The following is a 16,135-nucleotide window of genomic DNA, read 5'->3' on the forward strand; positions in this document are numbered from 1 at the left end:
GGCTCAGTCCGCCTTGCGGTTGACCGGTGCGTCCTCACCCAGATCTTCGTACCACGCTTCGACCGGGCCACTCAGTTTGATCGTCAGCGGGCGGCCCTTGCGGTCCACCGTCTTGCCCGCCTGCACGCGCACCCAGCCTTCGGGGATCGAATAGGCTTCGATATCGGTGCGCACGCGGCCCTTGAAGCGGATCGCGACGCCGCGTTGCAGCTTCTCGGCATCGAAATGCGGGCTGCGCGGGTCGATCGCCAGCTGGTCGGGCGGCATATCCGCGCCAGTATTTGCGCCGGTGCCGGAAGGAGTGTTTTCGGGGGTTTGATCGGTGTCTGTATCGCTCATGGCGCTGCCCGATAGCCATGCCACCACAAAAAGCAATCACATTGGCCCGGAAATGGCGCGAATTGGCGAGACTCCATCTTGCCCTTTGCTCCCGCCCCTTCTAAGGGCGGCGCTTCGTGCGCAGGCGTCCCCGCCTGCACGGTTCGCTTGGCCGCGGGCGTGGCGGAACTGGTAGACGCGCTGGTTTTAGGTACCAGTATCTTACGATGTGGGGGTTCGAGTCCCTTCGCCCGCACCAGTTTCGCTTGGCTTGATGGCCGGCATGAATCGGTAAATGGATTTGAGTAAAGGCTGACAATGCAGATCGTCGAAACCACCAATGAAGGCCTCAAGCGCGCCTACACCCTGACCATTACCGCCAAGGATATCGAAGCCAAGATCGATGCCGAGGTGAAGAAGGTCGCTCCGCAGGTGCGGATGCCGGGCTTCCGTCCGGGCAAGGTGCCCGCCAATCTTGTGCGCAAGATGCATGGTGAAGCGCTGCACGCCGATGTGCTGAACAAGACGTTGCGCGATTCGGTCGACGGCCTGATCCGCGACAAAAAGCTGCGCCCTGCCTTGCAGCCCAAGGTCGAAATGAAGGACGGCTACGCCCAGGGCAAGGACGCCGAACTGACCGTGGAAGTCGAAGTGCTTCCCGAAATCGAAGCGCCGAGCATCGATGGCCTGAAGCTGGAAAAGCTGGTGGTTCCGGTCAGCGACGCACAGCTCGACGAAGCGCTGGGCAAGATTGCCGAAGGCCAGAAGAGCTACAAGGACGCCGCCAAGAGCAAGAAGGCCGGTGATGGCGACCAGCTGATCATCGATTTCGTCGGCCGCGTCGATGGCGTGGAATTTGAAGGCGGCAAGGCCGAAGGCGCGCCGCTGGTGATCGGTTCGGGTGCTTTCATTCCCGGCTTTGAAGACCAGTTGACCGGCGTGAAGACGGGCGATGCGAAGACCATCACCGTGACCTTCCCCGAAGATTATCCTGCGGAACATCTGGCGGGCAAGGAAGCCGAATTCGACGTGACCGTGCAGCAGGTCAAAGTCCCCACCGAAACCAAGGTGGATGAAGACTTCGCCAAGCAGCTTGGCCTCGACGGTCTCGACAAGCTGAAAGAACTGGTGAAGGGCCAGCTGGAGCAGGAAAGCGCCGGCCTCACCCGCACGCAAATGAAGCGCCAGCTGCTCGATACGCTGGCCGCCGATCACGACTTCGCCGTCCCGCCGAGCATGGTGGACGCCGAATTCGAGCAGATCTGGAACCAGCTGACGCAGGAAGCTGCGCGCGAGGCTGATCCGGCAGCTGCGATGAAGGAAATTGAAGCCGAGAAAGATGATTACAAGCGTATCGCCGAACGGCGCGTGCGGCTCGGCCTGCTGTTGTCCGAAATCGGCCAGGCGAACGGCGTGGAAATCACCGCGGCGGAAATGCAGATGCTGATCCAGCAGGCAGCGCAGCAATATCGCCCCGAAGATCGCCAGCGGTTTGTCGACTATGTCCGCAGCGAGCCGATGGCGCAGGCGCAGCTTCGTGCGCCGCTGTATGAAGACAAGGTCGTCGACTTCCTGTTCGACAAGGCCGAGGTGACCGAGCGCGAAGTGACGCGTGAGGAACTGGAAGCCGCGATCGAAGCCGAAGAAGCGGCCCCCGACGACGTCAAGAAGAAGACCGCAGCGAAGAAGGCTCCGGCCAAGAAGGCTGCCGCCAAGGACCAAGCGCCTGCTGCGAAAAAGGCGCCGGCGAAAAAGGCCGCGCCGAAGAAGGCTGCTGCCGAGGAAGAGAAGCCTGCTGCGAAGAAGGCTCCTGCTAAAAAGGCTCCGGCCAAGAAGCCTGCCGCGAAAAAGTAAGCGCCCCGCGCTGAATGGAAAAAGCCCTCCCGGCACCCGCCGCGGAGGGCTTTTTCGTGCGCGTCAGAAACTTCCCGTGAGCGTCAGCGTGATGGTCTGGCCAAGATCGCGGCGGCGGTCTTCGGTGAAACGCACGGGCGAGGAACCGCGCAGCCCTTCGTAAACGGTGCGGAAAAGCACATCCTCGTCATCGATCAGATTGCCCAGCCGCAGGTTCGCCGTCGCGCCGAACACATCCTTGTGCTCGACAAACACCGATGCCGAAGTGCTCGGCCCGTGTTCGCGGATTTCCTGCCGGGTGCGGAAAAACGGATAGCGCTCGCTGGCCAGAAATCCCCAGCCCCACGCGATATCGGTGCGGGGGACATCGTGGCGGAAGTCCAGCGCCAGCTCGAACGGTTCATTCCCGTCAAAGCGCCGTTCCACCGCCGTGACCGGATCGACCACTGAAGAGGTTTCCCAGTCGATCTCAACATCGAGCTGCGCCCCTTCGAGCCCCATGGCCGCCAGCTGGAATGTGCCGAGGAAGTTAATCCCCGTGCGCCGCGAAGAATCGATATTGCCCCGCGCCTCGCCGCCATTGTCGAGCGGCAGGACAAGAATCAGATCGTCGATCTGCTCGTCGAACAGCGTCAACGTAGCCGAGCCCCAAGCGCCCAGGTTCTTGGCAATTTCCAGCGTCACATCCCAGTTCTGCTGCGGGCGCAGATCACTGTTCCCGGCGTTCTCCTGTTCGTCCGACAGATCGACACTGGCGAGGAAGTCGCCGAAATCGAGCTGGCCGACGCGGCGCGCGACTTCGAAATTCACATCAAGCCCGCTAACAGGCGCCCAGGCCAGGTTGAGCGAACCCTTGGGGCGGGTAAAACTGCGTGAGCGGGCATTGTCGCCGGTTTGGCGGATGTCCGAATATTCCGCGCCGCCGATCAGCTGCAGGGTGAGATTGGCGGCAAGCGGGAAGCCAACGCTCAGCAGCGCCTCATACCGGTCCTCGCGCACATTGGCCGCGCCCCCGGGAAAGGCCACTTCGACATATTCCGAACGTGCCGGATCGTAACCGAACAACCGCCCGGACTGGTCAAGCCGGTTGAACGCCGCCTCTGCCGAAAGCTGCCAGTCCGCGCCGAGCATCCCCCAGCTATACTCGCCGCGCCCGATCCGCTCGCCGTCCTCAGCAATGCGGATGAACTGCGAACCGCTGGTGGGCAGGCCAGCGGTATCTAGCAGCGAGCTGTCGCGCCGTTCGCGGTAATCGTAGCTTTCGAGCACGATCAGCTTCAGCGACCCCGGCCCCACCGGGAACGTCACATCGCCGCCCAGCTCGTAAAACCATTCGTCGCTATCGGTCACAAAGCTTTCGGCAAAGGGGCCAAGCGGGGAATTGGCGATGCGGCTTTCCGCCTCCTCCGAATCGAAAATCTCGATCCCGCCCGACAGGTTGAGATTGACGGCAATGTCTGGGGCAGGCGAGAAAGCAAGCAAGGCGCTGAGATTGGGCCGGTTGAACAGGTTGGAGGCGCGGTTGATCCGCTCGTCCACGGTGCCATCGGCGATGGTGAAGATATTGGGGCCAAGCCGCCCGCGTGCGAAATCGCGGTTTTCCAGCGCGACAGTGTAATCGACGCCGAGCGTACTGCCGGTAAGCGACAGCTCGCCTTCGAACCATTGTGCGGGCGCGGTGCCGGTGTTCCATTCGGGCCGCCAGCGGAATTGCCCCGTCGCGCCCTGCTGTTCGACGATGATATTGGCGACGCGCCCGGTCAGGCCGGGGATATCGAGGCTCGCGCCATCGACGATCTCGATCCGCACCACCGCATCAACGCTGATGCGCGCCAGCTGGTCGGCGGTGCTGGTCGACTTGCTGGAGAGCCGCTCGCCATTGATGAGCAGATTTTCCGAAGCCTGTCCAAAACCGCGCCCGCCGCCGTCACCGCCGCTGCGGTCGACACTGAAACCGGGGATGCGTTCAATCAGATCGAGCGCGGTGCGCGGCGCGAAGCGCGTGAAATCGGCCGGTGTGTAAACCTCGCTGGCGGCGCTCCTGACCGCAGCGGTGTCGCTGGCGCCGGCTTCATCCTGCGCGATCGCTGGCACGCTGGCCAGGGCCGCTGCCAAGGCCAGCCATGCGCAATGATGCGATGGAATGCGGGCGGCCAAAATCAGTGTCTCCGGATCGAACGTGCTCCGCGCCGGGGCGGATACAGCAAATGGCACGCCGCAACGGCGCTTGAATCAGTGGTCAATCAGCGCCCGTAGCTGGCAAAGGTTCCCAAGGGGCCAATGTCGGCTGCGGCAAGGTGACGCTGCGCGCGCGCTCATACGCCGCGCCGGCTTGCAGGACAAGGTGATCGTCCCACGCGGTGCCGATGAAAGAGAGACCGACCGGCAGTCCCTCGATATCGCCCATCGGCACGGTGAGATGTGGATAGCCCGCAATTGCGGCGAAGGAACCGATGCCGATGCCGCCGCGGAAATTGTCGCCATTCACCAGATCGCTGACCCAGGCGGGGCCGCGAGTGGGCGCGACGAGGAAAGCGACATTGTGCTCGGCCAGCATCGCATCAATCCCTTCGGGCCCGGCAAGGCGGAAGCTGTTCGCCCGCGCGGCTTCGTAGGCTTCGGTGTCGGTGGTTTGCAGCGCGAGTTCGAAGATATCCTGCCCGAACCAGCGCATTTCACTGTCGGCATTGGCGATGTTGAACGCGATCAGGTCTTCCAGCGAGCGCACCGGAATATCGGCGGGCGAACCGGCGAGATAGGCGTTAATCCCCTCGCGGAATTCGTACAGCAGCACGGTGTATTCGTCGCCGAACATCGCCGGGTCGCTTGCGAATGTTACATCGACCAGCACCGCGCCCGCGCCCGCTAGGTCGGCGAGCGCCTGTTCGTAGACCGCGCAGAGCGGCGCGAAATTGCCACAGCGTTCGCGCATCACGCCGATGCGCACACCGGTGAGCGAATAGTCGGCAAGTCCGGCGGTGAAATCATAGGCGAGATCGCCCTCGCCCAACTCGCCATAATTCGGCCCTGCGATGGCGGAGAGCAGCAGCGCCGCATCGGCTACGTTGCTCGTCATCGGCCCGGCAGTATCCTGCGAGTGGCTTATGGGAACGATCAATTCCTGGCTCACCAGTCCCACAGTGGGCTTGAACCCGACCACGCCATTGACGCTGGCGGGGCAGGTGATCGATCCGTCGGTCTCGGTGCCGATGGCCGCCCAGGCGAACCCCGCCGCAACCGCCGCGCCGCTGCCCGAGGACGAGCCGCAGCTGTTGCGGTCGGTGGCGTAGGGATTGCGCGTCAGCCCGCCCACCGCGCTCCACCCGCTGGTGCTTTCGGAGGAGCGGAAATTCGCCCATTCGGAAAGGTTCGTCTTGCCGAGCACCACCCCGCCGTTCTGGCGCATCCGCGCAATCAGCGGCGCATCGCGGCCTGTGTCATTGTCGGCAAGTGCGAGGCTGCCAGCGGTGGTGGGAAATTCGCGCGTTTCGATATTGTCTTTGACGAGGACGGTGCGGCCTTGGAGGATGCCATCGCCGGGAAGTGCGGAAGCCAAAAACGCCACATTGGCGTTATAGGTGATTACGGCATTCAGCTCCGGCCCGCTATCATCCAGCGCCTCGATGCGGCTGTTATACTCTTGGATGTCAGCTGCGTGGGTTGATCTTTCCGAGTCCTGCGCGGCGGCTGGCAAGGCGAAAAGCAAAAGAGAAGCGGAGGCTAAAAGCAGTCTTTTCATACCGGCCCTTTTGCGCCGCCGTCGCATGAATGGCAACGGGCGAGCAAAAGGAAGCCCAGCCCCGGATCAAGTCCGGGGCGACGAGGTGAAGGGTTTAGGGTTCCGCCCCTAAAACTCCCCGCTCAGGCGGAAGTTGAAGATCGGTTGCACGCTCAGATCCTGCGTCTCACGGAACAACAGCGGCGAGCGGTCGCGGTAGCCGTCGTAAACGAAGCGATCCAAGCGCGCGCGGCCGTCGGTCAGGTTGAACACGGTCAGGTTCGCCGTCATGCCGAACACGTCCTTGTGCTCGATAAAGGCGAAGGTGTAGGCGGGGCCTTCGTTGTTCAGGCCTTCCTCGGTCAGCCGGTAATAGCGTTGCGCGCGGGTGTAATCGACGCCGAAACCCCATGCGAAATCGGAACCGGGAATGTCGTGGCGCAATGTGCTGCTGATTTCGATATCGCGGTTCTCGCTCCATTTACGCGTTTCGCCGGTGAGCGGGTCTTCAAGGCTCGTCCAGTCGAAATCCACCGTCAGGTCGAGCTGCATTCCGTTGAGGCCCAGCGGTGCAAGCTGGAACGTGCTGTTCGAACGGATGCCATAGACGCTGGCGCTGTCGATATTGCCGATCGTCTCGCCGCCATCGGGTGCGGGGATGAATTCGAGATAGTCTTCGATCTCCTGCCCATAGAGCCTGAGTTCGGTGCTGCCCCAGCGGCCAAGGCTTTTGGTGATGTCGATCTGCGCTTCCCAGCTCTGCTGCGGCACCAGCTCAACATTGCCCGCATTCTCCTGCTCCTGCTGCAGCGAGACGCTGGCGAGGAAGTCGCCAAAGCTCAGCTGGCCCACGCGGCGGGCGAGTTGGAAGGAGATGTCGAGCCCGTCCTCGACCTGCCAGGCGAGATTGACCGAGCCCTTGGGCCGCCAGAAACTGCGCGTGAGGCCGTTTGCGCCGGTTTGCGCCAGCGTCGAATATTCATAGCCCGCGCCGATCTGGAGCGAGAGATTGCTGGCCAATTGCCGGCTGTGGGTGAGGATGCCTTCATAGCGGTCTTCGGTCACCCCGCCGCTGCCATTGGGGAAATTGAGCTCGACAAATTCGCCGCTGCTATCGAGCTCGAACAGTTGCGCCTCGCGGTCGAGCCGGTTGAACGCAGCCTCTGCCGCCAGCTGCCAGTCGCCGCCGAGCATATTCCAGCTGTATTCGCCGCGCCCGATCCGCTCCCCGCTGGTGGCCTGCGAGGCAAACCGGTTGCCGGTGTCGGGTGAATTGTCGACGAAATCATTGATCGAATCGGATGTCGAGTTGCTGCTTCTGAACCGCTCGAGCCCGATCAGCTTCAGGCGGCCCTGCCCCAGCCCGAACTCGACATCGCCGCCGAACTCGTAGGAATAGCCGCGGTCGCGGTTCTCGAAACTGCGCAGCCGGTCTACGCCGGTTGTCAGGTCGCGAAACTGGGTGTCACGGAAATTGACATAAGAGCGGCTGTAATTGGCGTTGGCATTCACCACCGTGCCGCCGGGGCTGGTCCATTGCGCGCTGCCCGAAATGCGCGGATTGTCGGCGATGAACTGGATTTCGATGTCGCGGCTTTCGAGCACATTGCCATCAGCATCGAAGATGAAGGATTCGCCGCCACCCGCTGCGCCGCGACCGACACCGTTGCCGATCGCCACCGTCCAGTCGAGCGTGTCGCCCGATCCACTCAAGGACACTTCGCCGCCGATAAAGCTCGGTTCGGCATAGCGCGGGCGGAAGGTCGAGCGGTAAGTGAAGCGGCCCGAAATATCGCTGGGGCGGGTGATGACATTGGCCACCTGTCCGGACAAGCCGGGAATGCCCAAAGTCGCGCCATCGACAATCTCGATCCGCTCCACCCGGTCGGTGCCGATGCGGCTTAACTGGGTGAACACGCCTTCGGACTTGTTGGTGATGCGAGCGCCGTTGATGAGCACATTAGCGCTGGCTTGCCCCAGCCCGCGTTGGTCATCCTCTCCTCGCAAAGTGAAGCCGGGAATCTCGCCAATCATGTCGAGCGCATTGCGCGGTGCGAAGCGGGCGAAATCCTCGGGCGTGAACACCCTTGCGCCGCCAGGCGTGACGGTCGCCTCCGGCGGCGGCGCGGTCTCGCTGCCATTGGTTTCCTCCTGCGCCAAGGCGGAGACAGGAAGCGCAGCAAGCAAGGCGGCGCCAGCGACAGAGGCGTAAAACTTTCCCAAATTCAATCCCATCCATTTGATGACGTTTGTAGTCACAACCGTCAAAGCCGATTGTCGCAGGCGAAGCGCGCTGCAATCGACCAGCGACGAATCGATGCCGACCAATCGACCAAGGGCGATTCTGGCCGGACGAATGCAATTTTCAGGGACGAAAGCGGCATTCCCCTTGAACTTCGCGCGGGGCGGGGCGACATAGACCGCTCAAATCCCGAGACGAGAGGAAAGCGCTCCCATGTTCGACCTGTTCGGCGACAAGCAAGACCAATTCACCACCGATCCCGTCACCGGCGCGCTTGTGCCCGTTGTTGTCGAATCGACCAGCCGCGGGGAGCGCAGCTTCGACATTTTCAGCCGCCTGCTGCGCGAACGCATCGTGTTCGTTACAGGGCAAGTGGAAGACAATATGGCGTCGCTGATCGTCGCCCAGCTGCTGTTCCTCGAATCCGAAAACAGCAATGACATCTCTATGTATATCAACTCACCCGGCGGCGTGGTGACTGCCGGCATGGCGATCCATGACACGATGCAATACATCAAGCCCAAGGTGCGCACCGTGTGCATCGGGCAGGCGGCATCGATGGGTTCGTTCCTGCTCGCTGCAGGCGAGCCGGGTATGCGCGTGGCGCTGCCCAATGCGCGCATCATGATCCACCAGCCTTCGGGCGGCGCGCGGGGCATGGCGTCGGATATCGAAATCCAGGCCCGCGAAATCCTGCGGATCCGCGCACGGATGAACGATTTGTATGTGCAGTATACCGGCCAGAAGCTTGAAGATATCGAGAAGGCGATGGACCGCGACACCTTCCTCGAAGCCGAGGAAGCGAAGAAATTCGGCCTGGTTGACGCGGTATTCGCACATCGCCCGAAGGACGATGAAACCGGCGATGCCTCGGGCAGCGGCGGCGCACCCACGAAAGACGGCGAATAATTCCTTCCCCTTGGGGAAGGGGGACCATCCGCAGGATGGTGGAATGGCGTGATACGGACGCCTCCGCGCCCCTCCACCACTCTGCGAGTGGTCCCCCTCCCCGTGCCGGGGAGGAATTGTTGTAGCATTTTGGCAACCCTGCCACTTCACACTGGAGCAAGGCGGGGATGTTAAGCATGGGAATGATTGATCTCGCGTCCATGGGCCTTACCATGGGCGGCCGAGTCTTCGCGCCGGACAGAACGTCTTGCTCCAAAGGCGAAAAAGGCGCAGTGGATAGAGAATTATGACGAAATTGAGCGGATCCGATAGCAAGAGCACGCTGTATTGCAGCTTCTGCGGCAAATCGCAGCACGAAGTGCGCAAGCTGATTGCCGGCCCCACCGTGTTTATTTGCGATGAATGCGTGGAGCTGTGCAACGATATTATCCGCGAGGAAGCCAAGTCGGGTCTGGCCGGCCGCAAGGATGGCGGCGTGCCCACACCGCAGGAAATCTGCGATGTGCTCAACGACTATGTGATCGGGCAGGATCGCGCCAAGCGCGTGCTCTCGGTCGCGGTGCACAACCACTACAAGCGCCTGAAGCACAGCGGCAAGGGCAACAACGAAGTCGAACTGGCGAAATCGAACATCCTGCTGGTAGGCCCGACGGGTTCGGGCAAGACGCTGCTCGCCCAAACGCTGGCGCGCACTTTCGATGTGCCCTTCACCATGGCCGACGCCACCACGCTGACCGAAGCGGGTTATGTGGGCGAGGACGTCGAGAACATCATTCTCAAGCTGCTGCAAGCCTCGGACTACAATGTCGAAAAGGCGCAGCAGGGCATCGTCTATATCGACGAAATCGACAAGATCACGCGCAAGGCGGAAAACCCCTCCATCACCCGCGACGTGTCGGGCGAAGGCGTACAGCAGGCGCTGCTCAAGCTGATGGAGGGCACCACTGCCAGCGTTCCGCCGCAGGGTGGCCGCAAGCATCCGCAGCAGGAATTCCTGCAGGTGGACACGACGAACATCCTGTTCGTGGTTGGCGGCGCATTCGCAGGGCTCGACAAGATCATCGGCGACCGCTTGCAGAAGCGCTCGATCGGTTTCGGCGCCAATGTGGCCGAGCCGGACAAGCGCCGCATCGGCGAGTTGCTGGAAAAGTGCGAACCGGAAGACCTGCTGAAATTCGGCCTGATCCCCGAATTCGTTGGCCGCCTGCCGGTGATCGCCACACTGCACGATCTGGACGAGGAGGCGCTGGTCACCATCCTTTGCGAGCCGAAGAATGCGCTGGTGAAGCAATATGCCAAGCTGTTCGAGCTGGAAGACGTGGAGCTGACCTTCACCGACGAAGCGCTCACCGCCATCGCCAAAAGGGCCATCAAGCGCAAAACCGGCGCACGCGGCCTGCGCTCGATTGTCGAAGCGATCCTGCTCGATACGATGTTCGATCTGCCGGGCATGGACGATGTCACCGAAGTCGTGGTTGATGGCGATGTGGTAGAAGGCCGCAAAGAACCTGTCCGCGTGCTCGCCAACGATAATGGCAAGGGCAAAAAGGAAGAAGCGGCGTGATAGAAATCATCTTGTGTGATGGTTGCTAGCGGCAAAGTCCGTTTACGCCGGTTCGGGATCGGCATTTCGCTCGGTTGCGGCGGCGCATGGCTCGCTGCCTTGTTTGTCGGCCCAGGTGTGGCCCTCGCAATTGCGGTTCTCGCTTTCCTCGGCAGCGTTATGGTAGCGGATGATGGCGCTGGGACATTTTTCCCTCTCGCTTTGTTAGCGGTGATCGCTATCGTGCTCATCCTGATGATGTTTATGGCAACCGTGCTCATCAACACCTGAGAAAGTCAGAGTCTCGTGGTCGACGGGAGGGCGAGGACCGCCGGTTCCAAAGGCACCTGCTTCCGCGACTTCGACAATGATAATGGCAAGGGCAAGAAGGAAGAAGCGGCGTAGATGCGCGTGCATGACGACATTGATGCCGATATTTTTCCGCTCGGCGTCAAGATCGTCGCGGTTACCGTTTTCGCAGTTCTGTCCCTTTGGTTGTTCTTTTTTAGGGAGCCCTCGGAAGGGCCCGAGCCTATTGATGTAACCGGCTGCTACCAGTCTCCCGGCGCACCAGACATCCTGGTAACCGAAGGCGAAATGGTATTCCTTCAGGAACAGCCTGTCCGTCGCTCATATCGCCTCGATTATATCAAAGGCTGGACGCTCGTTCTCGAACCGGGCGTGGAGTGGATTACCGATGAAGCCGGTGAGGTTCGCTTTCAAAGCGGGTGGCCTCACGGGCGAATTATCTCCATCACACGCGAAGGGCTTCGACTCAGCGATCCGGAGACCTTTTCAATCAGCTCAAGCGCGGAGTCGAGAAGTCTGGAGTATCGGCGTTCCGACGGCGGATGCACGGGAGCCTAATCCCCCAACGCTTCCATCCGCGCCTCCAGCGCATCGCGCCGCTCGCGCGCTTCGGCGAGGCCGGGGATGCGCGCGCTGACCTGACGGCGCCCAAGGGTCCCGCCCTGTCCGGCGTCTTCGCCCGAGCCTCCGCTCACCTGAATTGCGTTTCGTGCGCGCGTTGCGCGGCCGGCCTGCGTGTAAAGCTCCAACGCGTAGTCCCAGTTCTGCTCGACCCCGCCAATACCCTCTTCAAAGCGGATGCCGAGTTCGAGCTGCGCCTGCTTGTTGCCCGCCTGTGCCAAGCGCGCGAGATCGACCAGTGGCATTTGCCGGATCGTGTTTGCTTGCGCTTCTTCGAGCGTTTCCCCGCTCCCTTCCGCGCTCGAATTGCCCTCGGAAGCGGCGATCAGGCGTTGCATATACGCGCGGCATTCGTCGCTATCGTTTGGTATCTGGGCAAAGGTTGCCGGAGGTTCGAACGACAGACAGCCAAGGTCGACGCCGCTCTGTAACAATTCCAGCATCTCCGCTTCCAGCGTCCGTCGTTCAGGAGTGTCGGGCTGGGTGAGATCGATCCCCATATAGACCGTGTCCGCGTCCTGTGCGGCAGCGGGTGCGGCCAGCAGCAGCAGTGATAGCATCGCAAGGTATCTCATCGGCGCGTCCCTTCTCTTGGCCACACACAAGCCCGATGGCGGCGCAATTGCAAGCACTTGGCGCGCAAAACACAAAGCCCCGCCCGGCTGAGGAAAAGCCGGACGGGGCCGAGAGCGCCTTTGCGGTGAGGGGAACCTATGGCGCTCTGGGGGGAAGGTTGCGCCGCTCAGCCTGTCGGCAGCAGCACGCGGTCGAGCACGTGGATCACGCCGTTCGACGTGTTGATATCGGTCTGCGTCACCAGCACCTGCCGATCGGCCTGGTCGGTCAGCACGACAGTGCCGTTGTTGAGCCGCGCGACCAGCGTCTCGCCCGAAAGCGTAGTGATGCGCGCATGGCCGTCACCGGCGCGGATCATGCCGATCAGATCGTTGGCGCTCACCCGCCCGGCGACCACGTGATAGGTCAGGATCGAAGTCAGCGTATCGCGGTTGCGCGGTTGCAGCAGCGTGTCGACGGTGCCGGCGGGCAGCGCGTTGAACGCGGTGTTGGTCGGCGCGAAGACGGTGAAGGGGCCATCACCCGACAGCGCACCGGCAAGATTGGCCGCCTGCACTGCAGCAACCAGCGTGCTGAACTGGTCAGCCGAGGCCGCCGTCTGCACGATATCGGGGGTGTTGTTCGATGAATGGTGATGCTGCGCCATGGCGGGCGCGGCGAAAGCGAGGGCGGCGGCACCGGCGAGGCTGGCAGCGATGCGCGAAGTGGACTTCAACATTGGTAATCTCTCCTTGTCAGCATAGGCCCCGTCCTGCCTTGCATGGAGAGTTACGGAAGGTGTTTGCGGATGGTTGCAGGTTTCTTGCGAATTTTTTCGCACCACCCACAGACCGTCCGTCCTGAGCCTGTCGAAGGACTGTCCTTGTTTGAACCTTGGTCTGAGACCAAAGAAAAAGCAGTCCTTCGACAAGCTCAGGACGAACGAACAATAATGGAATCAAATCGCCCGGAAAGCGCCCTCGGCCACGACCGGCCCTGCATCCACGCCTTCGGGCTTCCCGCCAAGCGGTTCGCGCGTGAGCAGCAGGCGCGAGCCGTCGAGGAACTCTTCCGACAGCTCCGGCGCAATCGCCACGCGCGCTTCCTCTCCCGGCACGATCACGCCGAGCGAATGCAGCTCGCCCGCGCGGTCGACCAGCCACAGCTCGTGATCGTGCACGCCGTCCGCGGTCAGTCCCGCTGAAGAGACGGTCATCACATCGCGGCCCGGCACATAAGTCAGCGCAAGGCGCAGATCGGTCTCGCCAATCGGGATATTCGCCGCGAGCAGCATCTCATCGCTCACCACCGGCGCTGCCGGATCGACCGCATCGCTCACCGGCCCTGTCAACACCACGATGGCGAGCACCGCCGCCGCCGCTGCCGAAAGCCCGCCGAGCAGACGCCAGCGGTCACGGCTCGCCTTGAGCGCGACAATTTCCGCCGCAACCGGCTCTTCCGCAGCTTCCACGGTCGCCGCCGCAATGCGTTGCCACACCGCGCGCGAAGGCTCGGCCTCGCCCAACCTGTCAAGCAAAGGCGCGAAATGCTCCTCCCACCGCGCAATCTCGTCCGCAAACGCCGGATCGCGGGCAGCCATGGCGCGGGCGCGCAGCAGTTCCTCGCCCTCGAGCAGGCCAAGCACCCATTCGGCAGCGAGCGTTTCGCGCGGGGTCAAAGAGGCAGCTTCGGTACTCATTCGCGTTCTAAACAGGTCTTCAGTTTGGCGAGCCCACGATGAACCCGCGATTTGATGGCACTCACGGACATATCACCGGCCTCCGCAAGCTGAACATAGGTCGCTCCGCCAAAAAAGGCATCGCGGATGGCGCTGCGCTGCTTGGCGTCGAGCGTTTCGAGGCAGGTGTGGATGCGCGCATCGCGTTCATCAAGCACCAGCTTCTCATCCGCTGCAACCGCACCGTCGGCAACATCGAACGCTTCGTCTTCTGCCACAGCTCCGGCGCGAACCTTGCCGCCTGCGCGCAGCCGGTCAACCGCACGGTTGCGCGCCATACAGGCGAGCCAGCTGATCGGGCTCGCGCGCGCCGGATCGAACCGGTCGGCGCGACGGTACAGATCGATATAGACGTCCTGCAACGCATCTTCGGCTTCTTTCTCGTCGCCCAAGATACGGAGGCAAATTCCGAAAAGTTTCCGGTTGGTGGCCGAATAAATCGCCTCCAGCGCATCCCCCTCGCCCGCCGCCAGCCGCGCGATGTTGGCGCGCAATGCCTCACGGGCGCTATCAGAGTTATGGGAGGAATCGCGCATTGCCTCGCTTGCATAGCGCGCAGAGGCGAGAATGGGAATTGGTCGTTAAGAGCCAGTCGAGCCAGCAGTGCTCAGCAATTCGCCCACCGGCACAATCTCGTATCCGCGCGCCTGCAATTCGCGAAGCACAATCGGCAACGCCGCGCGCGCCGTATCATTGTGGCGGTACATCGGGTGCATCAGAATGATCGAGCCCGGTTGAACACGGTCGACGATATCCTGCGCGAACAGCGCTGGATCGGTGAAATCCTCGGGCCTGTCCTCCACATCCCACATGATGGTACGGTAGCCTGCATCCTCCACTTCGAGCGGCAGGCCGATCAGCCGCTTGCCGAAAGGCGGGCGGAACAGGTCGGTCGATGCGCCCGCATCGCGCAGCAACCTGTCCGCCTCGCGCACTTCGCTGCGGTAGAAATCCTGCGACCGGAAGAGATTGCGCTCGTGGCTGTATGTGTGGTTGCCGAGCTCATGACCGGCCTCCAGCAGCCGTTCGGCCTGTCCCGGATATCGCTCTATCCGGTCGCCGATTAGGAAAAAGGTCGCTTTGACTCCGAATTGCTCCAGAACGGGCAAAACCGCATCCACCCCTTCGGGGGTCGGCCCGTCGTCGAATGTCAGGGCGACGATCTTGCGGTCGGTCTCGACCCGGCAAATCGCCTCCCCAACCAGCTGGAAGCAGCGGGCCTTGGAGATTTTGTGGGTCGCTCCCGCCGCCAGCAGGAGCAGCACAATTCCTCCGACAACGAATTTCCATTTCCGCATCGCAAACCCCTTCCGGCGCAAGCGCTAGGTCTGGCGCGATGAGCGACTGATGAACCCGCGCCGAAGTTTCAGCAGGTGCAGTCGGCGCAGGCCCGCTCCGTTTCAACCTGAATGGTGGCGTGCTGGATGCCGTGATCGTGTTCGAGGCGATGGGCGATATCGCGAAGGAAGGCATCGCCGGGATGGCCCGCAGGCATCACCAGATGTGCGGTCAGCGCGGTTTCGGTGGTGCTCATCGGCCAGATATGCAGATCATGCACCGCCTCGACTCCGGGAAGCGCCTCCAGATCGGCGCGCACACGGTCACAATCGACGCTGTCGGGCACGCCGAGCAGGCCCATTTTAACCGAGTCTTTGAGCAGCCCCCACGTCCCCCAGCCGATCACCAGCACGATGGCGAGGCTCACCAACGGGTCGATAATAGCATAGCCGGTCAGCAGGATCGCCGCGCCTGCCACCACCACGCCAACGCTCACCAGCGCATCGGCGGCCATATGCAGGAAGGCGCCGCGAATGTTGAGATCGTGCTTCCTCCCGCGCATGAACATCAGCGCGGTGGCGGTGTTGATGACGATGCCGATGCCCGCCACCCAGATCATCGTCCAGCCCTGCGGCTCGACCGGATCGATCAGGCGGTGGATCGTCTCGAACAGAATCGCGCCGATGGCGATCAGCAGCAGGATGGCGTTGGCGAAAGCGGCCAGAATCGTGCTGCTTTTCAGGCCATAGGTGAAGCGCGTGCTCGCGGGGCGTTTCGCCGCGATGGTCGCGCCCCAGGCGATCAGCAGTCCCAGTACATCGGACAGGTTATGCCCCGCATCCGCCACCAGCGCCATCGAGCCGGAGAGGAAGCCATAGGTCGCCTCGACAATGACGAAGGCGGTGTTGAGCACAATCCCGATGGCAAAGGCGCGCCCGAAATCGGCAGGTGCATGGGCGTGCGCATGGCCTAGCCCGTGCGAGTGCCCGTGATGATGACCGTGGCTATGCCCGTGGTCATGGCTGTGAGAATGCCCTGCGCCCATTCGTG

The 16,135-nt window shown here is 62.3% G+C and carries 15 protein-coding genes and 1 tRNA gene; 6 read left to right on the forward strand and 10 right to left on the reverse strand.

Annotated elements, in window-relative coordinates; genetic code table 11:
• Positions 1–3: 3 nt before the first annotated feature.
• Positions 4–339 (reverse strand): DUF3297 family protein, encoded by a 336-nt coding sequence (locus ACS0VV_RS10865; RefSeq protein ID WP_483532723.1) that lies wholly within the window; start codon positions 337–339, stop codon positions 4–6.
• Between the two features lie 153 nt (positions 340–492).
• On the opposite strand from ACS0VV_RS10865, the gene ACS0VV_RS10870 reads away from it, so the two are divergent.
• Positions 493–577: transfer RNA gene (locus ACS0VV_RS10870), tRNA-Leu, on the forward strand.
• A 59-nt stretch (positions 578–636) separates the two neighbouring features.
• Entirely contained in the window at positions 637–2,172 is a 1,536-nt protein-coding gene (gene tig, locus ACS0VV_RS10875) for a trigger factor (RefSeq protein ID WP_483532724.1), read from the forward strand.
• A gap of 63 nt (positions 2,173–2,235) precedes the next feature.
• Here the strand turns inward: tig and ACS0VV_RS10880 are convergent, their stop codons facing one another.
• The 3 genes from ACS0VV_RS10880 to ACS0VV_RS10890 form a co-directional block, all read right to left on the reverse strand.
• Entirely contained in the window at positions 2,236–4,266 is a 2,031-nt protein-coding gene (locus ACS0VV_RS10880) for a TonB-dependent receptor plug domain-containing protein (RefSeq protein ID WP_483532725.1), read from the reverse strand.
• Between the two features lie 145 nt (positions 4,267–4,411).
• Positions 4,412–5,911 (reverse strand): amidase, encoded by a 1,500-nt coding sequence (locus ACS0VV_RS10885; RefSeq protein ID WP_483532726.1) that lies wholly within the window; start codon positions 5,909–5,911, stop codon positions 4,412–4,414.
• A gap of 108 nt (positions 5,912–6,019) precedes the next feature.
• Entirely contained in the window at positions 6,020–8,077 is a 2,058-nt protein-coding gene (locus tag ACS0VV_RS10890) for a TonB-dependent receptor plug domain-containing protein (protein ID WP_483532727.1), read from the reverse strand.
• Between the two features lie 268 nt (positions 8,078–8,345).
• Between ACS0VV_RS10890 and ACS0VV_RS10895 the strand changes: the two genes are divergently transcribed.
• The 4 genes from ACS0VV_RS10895 (at position 8,346) to ACS0VV_RS10910 (ending at position 11,451) form a co-directional block, all read left to right on the forward strand.
• The gene (locus ACS0VV_RS10895; RefSeq protein WP_483532728.1) at positions 8,346–9,041 is read left to right on the forward strand and encodes an ATP-dependent Clp protease proteolytic subunit; all 696 of its coding nucleotides are present in this window, start codon (positions 8,346–8,348) and stop codon (positions 9,039–9,041) included.
• Positions 9,042–9,327: 286 nt separating this feature from the next.
• Positions 9,328–10,605: an ATP-dependent Clp protease ATP-binding subunit ClpX gene (clpX, locus tag ACS0VV_RS10900; protein ID WP_483532729.1), complete on the forward strand. Its 1,278-nt coding sequence runs from the start codon at positions 9,328–9,330 to the stop codon at positions 10,603–10,605.
• A gap of 18 nt (positions 10,606–10,623) precedes the next feature.
• Positions 10,624–10,875, forward strand: a complete 252-nt coding sequence (locus ACS0VV_RS10905) for a hypothetical protein (RefSeq protein ID WP_483532730.1) — start codon at positions 10,624–10,626, stop codon at positions 10,873–10,875.
• Between the two features lie 120 nt (positions 10,876–10,995).
• Positions 10,996–11,451 carry a hypothetical protein gene (locus tag ACS0VV_RS10910; RefSeq protein WP_483532731.1) on the forward strand — a complete coding sequence of 152 codons (456 nt, stop codon included), beginning with the start codon at positions 10,996–10,998 and terminating at the stop codon, positions 11,449–11,451.
• Here the strand turns inward: ACS0VV_RS10910 and ACS0VV_RS10915 are convergent.
• From ACS0VV_RS10915 to ACS0VV_RS10940, 6 genes are all read right to left on the reverse strand, one after another.
• The gene (locus ACS0VV_RS10915; RefSeq protein ID WP_483532732.1) at positions 11,448–12,089 is read right to left on the reverse strand and encodes a hypothetical protein; all 642 of its coding nucleotides are present in this window, start codon (positions 12,087–12,089) and stop codon (positions 11,448–11,450) included. The two genes, ACS0VV_RS10910 and ACS0VV_RS10915, sit on opposite strands and share 4 nt — an antisense overlap.
• Positions 12,090–12,256: 167 nt before the next feature.
• Positions 12,257–12,808: a fasciclin domain-containing protein gene (locus ACS0VV_RS10920; protein WP_483532733.1), complete on the reverse strand. Its 552-nt coding sequence runs from the start codon at positions 12,806–12,808 to the stop codon at positions 12,257–12,259.
• A 219-nt stretch (positions 12,809–13,027) separates the two neighbouring features.
• Entirely contained in the window at positions 13,028–13,768 is a 741-nt protein-coding gene (locus tag ACS0VV_RS10925; RefSeq protein ID WP_483532734.1) for an anti-sigma factor domain-containing protein, read from the reverse strand.
• Entirely contained in the window at positions 13,765–14,343 is a 579-nt protein-coding gene (locus tag ACS0VV_RS10930; RefSeq protein WP_483532735.1) for a sigma-70 family RNA polymerase sigma factor, read from the reverse strand. The genes ACS0VV_RS10925 and ACS0VV_RS10930 overlap by 4 nt, the downstream gene beginning before the upstream one ends.
• Positions 14,344–14,388: 45 nt before the next feature.
• The gene (locus ACS0VV_RS10935) at positions 14,389–15,105 is read right to left on the reverse strand and encodes a polysaccharide deacetylase family protein (RefSeq protein WP_483532736.1); all 717 of its coding nucleotides are present in this window, start codon (positions 15,103–15,105) and stop codon (positions 14,389–14,391) included.
• A gap of 68 nt (positions 15,106–15,173) precedes the next feature.
• A complete protein-coding gene (locus ACS0VV_RS10940) occupies positions 15,174–16,130 on the reverse strand; it encodes a cation diffusion facilitator family transporter (protein WP_483532737.1) in 957 nt (318 codons plus the stop codon).
• Positions 16,131–16,135: the final 5 nt, after the last annotated feature.

Source organism: Aurantiacibacter sp. KMU-128 (assembly GCF_056933515.1).

Bases quoted from the DNA above. Each gene is read 5' to 3' on its own strand.
- ACS0VV_RS10865 (WP_483532723.1), bottom strand. From the start codon at position 339: ATGAGCGATACAGACACCGATCAAACCCCCGAAAACACTCCTTCCGGC.
- tig (WP_483532724.1), top strand. From the start codon at position 637: ATGCAGATCGTCGAAACCACCAATGAAGGCCTCAAGCGCGCCTACACC.
- ACS0VV_RS10885 (WP_483532726.1), bottom strand. From the start codon at position 5,911: ATGAAAAGACTGCTTTTAGCCTCCGCTTCTCTTTTGCTTTTCGCCTTG.
- ACS0VV_RS10895 (WP_483532728.1), top strand. From the start codon at position 8,346: ATGTTCGACCTGTTCGGCGACAAGCAAGACCAATTCACCACCGATCCC.
- clpX (WP_483532729.1), top strand. From the start codon at position 9,328: ATGACGAAATTGAGCGGATCCGATAGCAAGAGCACGCTGTATTGCAGC.
- ACS0VV_RS10905 (WP_483532730.1), top strand. From the start codon at position 10,624: ATGGTTGCTAGCGGCAAAGTCCGTTTACGCCGGTTCGGGATCGGCATT.
- ACS0VV_RS10915 (WP_483532732.1), bottom strand. From the start codon at position 12,089: ATGAGATACCTTGCGATGCTATCACTGCTGCTGCTGGCCGCACCCGCT.
- ACS0VV_RS10920 (WP_483532733.1), bottom strand. From the start codon at position 12,808: ATGTTGAAGTCCACTTCGCGCATCGCTGCCAGCCTCGCCGGTGCCGCC.
- ACS0VV_RS10925 (WP_483532734.1), bottom strand. From the start codon at position 13,768: ATGAGTACCGAAGCTGCCTCTTTGACCCCGCGCGAAACGCTCGCTGCC.
- ACS0VV_RS10930 (WP_483532735.1), bottom strand. From the start codon at position 14,343: ATGCGCGATTCCTCCCATAACTCTGATAGCGCCCGTGAGGCATTGCGC.
- ACS0VV_RS10935 (WP_483532736.1), bottom strand. From the start codon at position 15,105: ATGCGGAAATGGAAATTCGTTGTCGGAGGAATTGTGCTGCTCCTGCTG.
- ACS0VV_RS10940 (WP_483532737.1), bottom strand. From the start codon at position 16,130: ATGGGCGCAGGGCATTCTCACAGCCATGACCACGGGCATAGCCACGGT.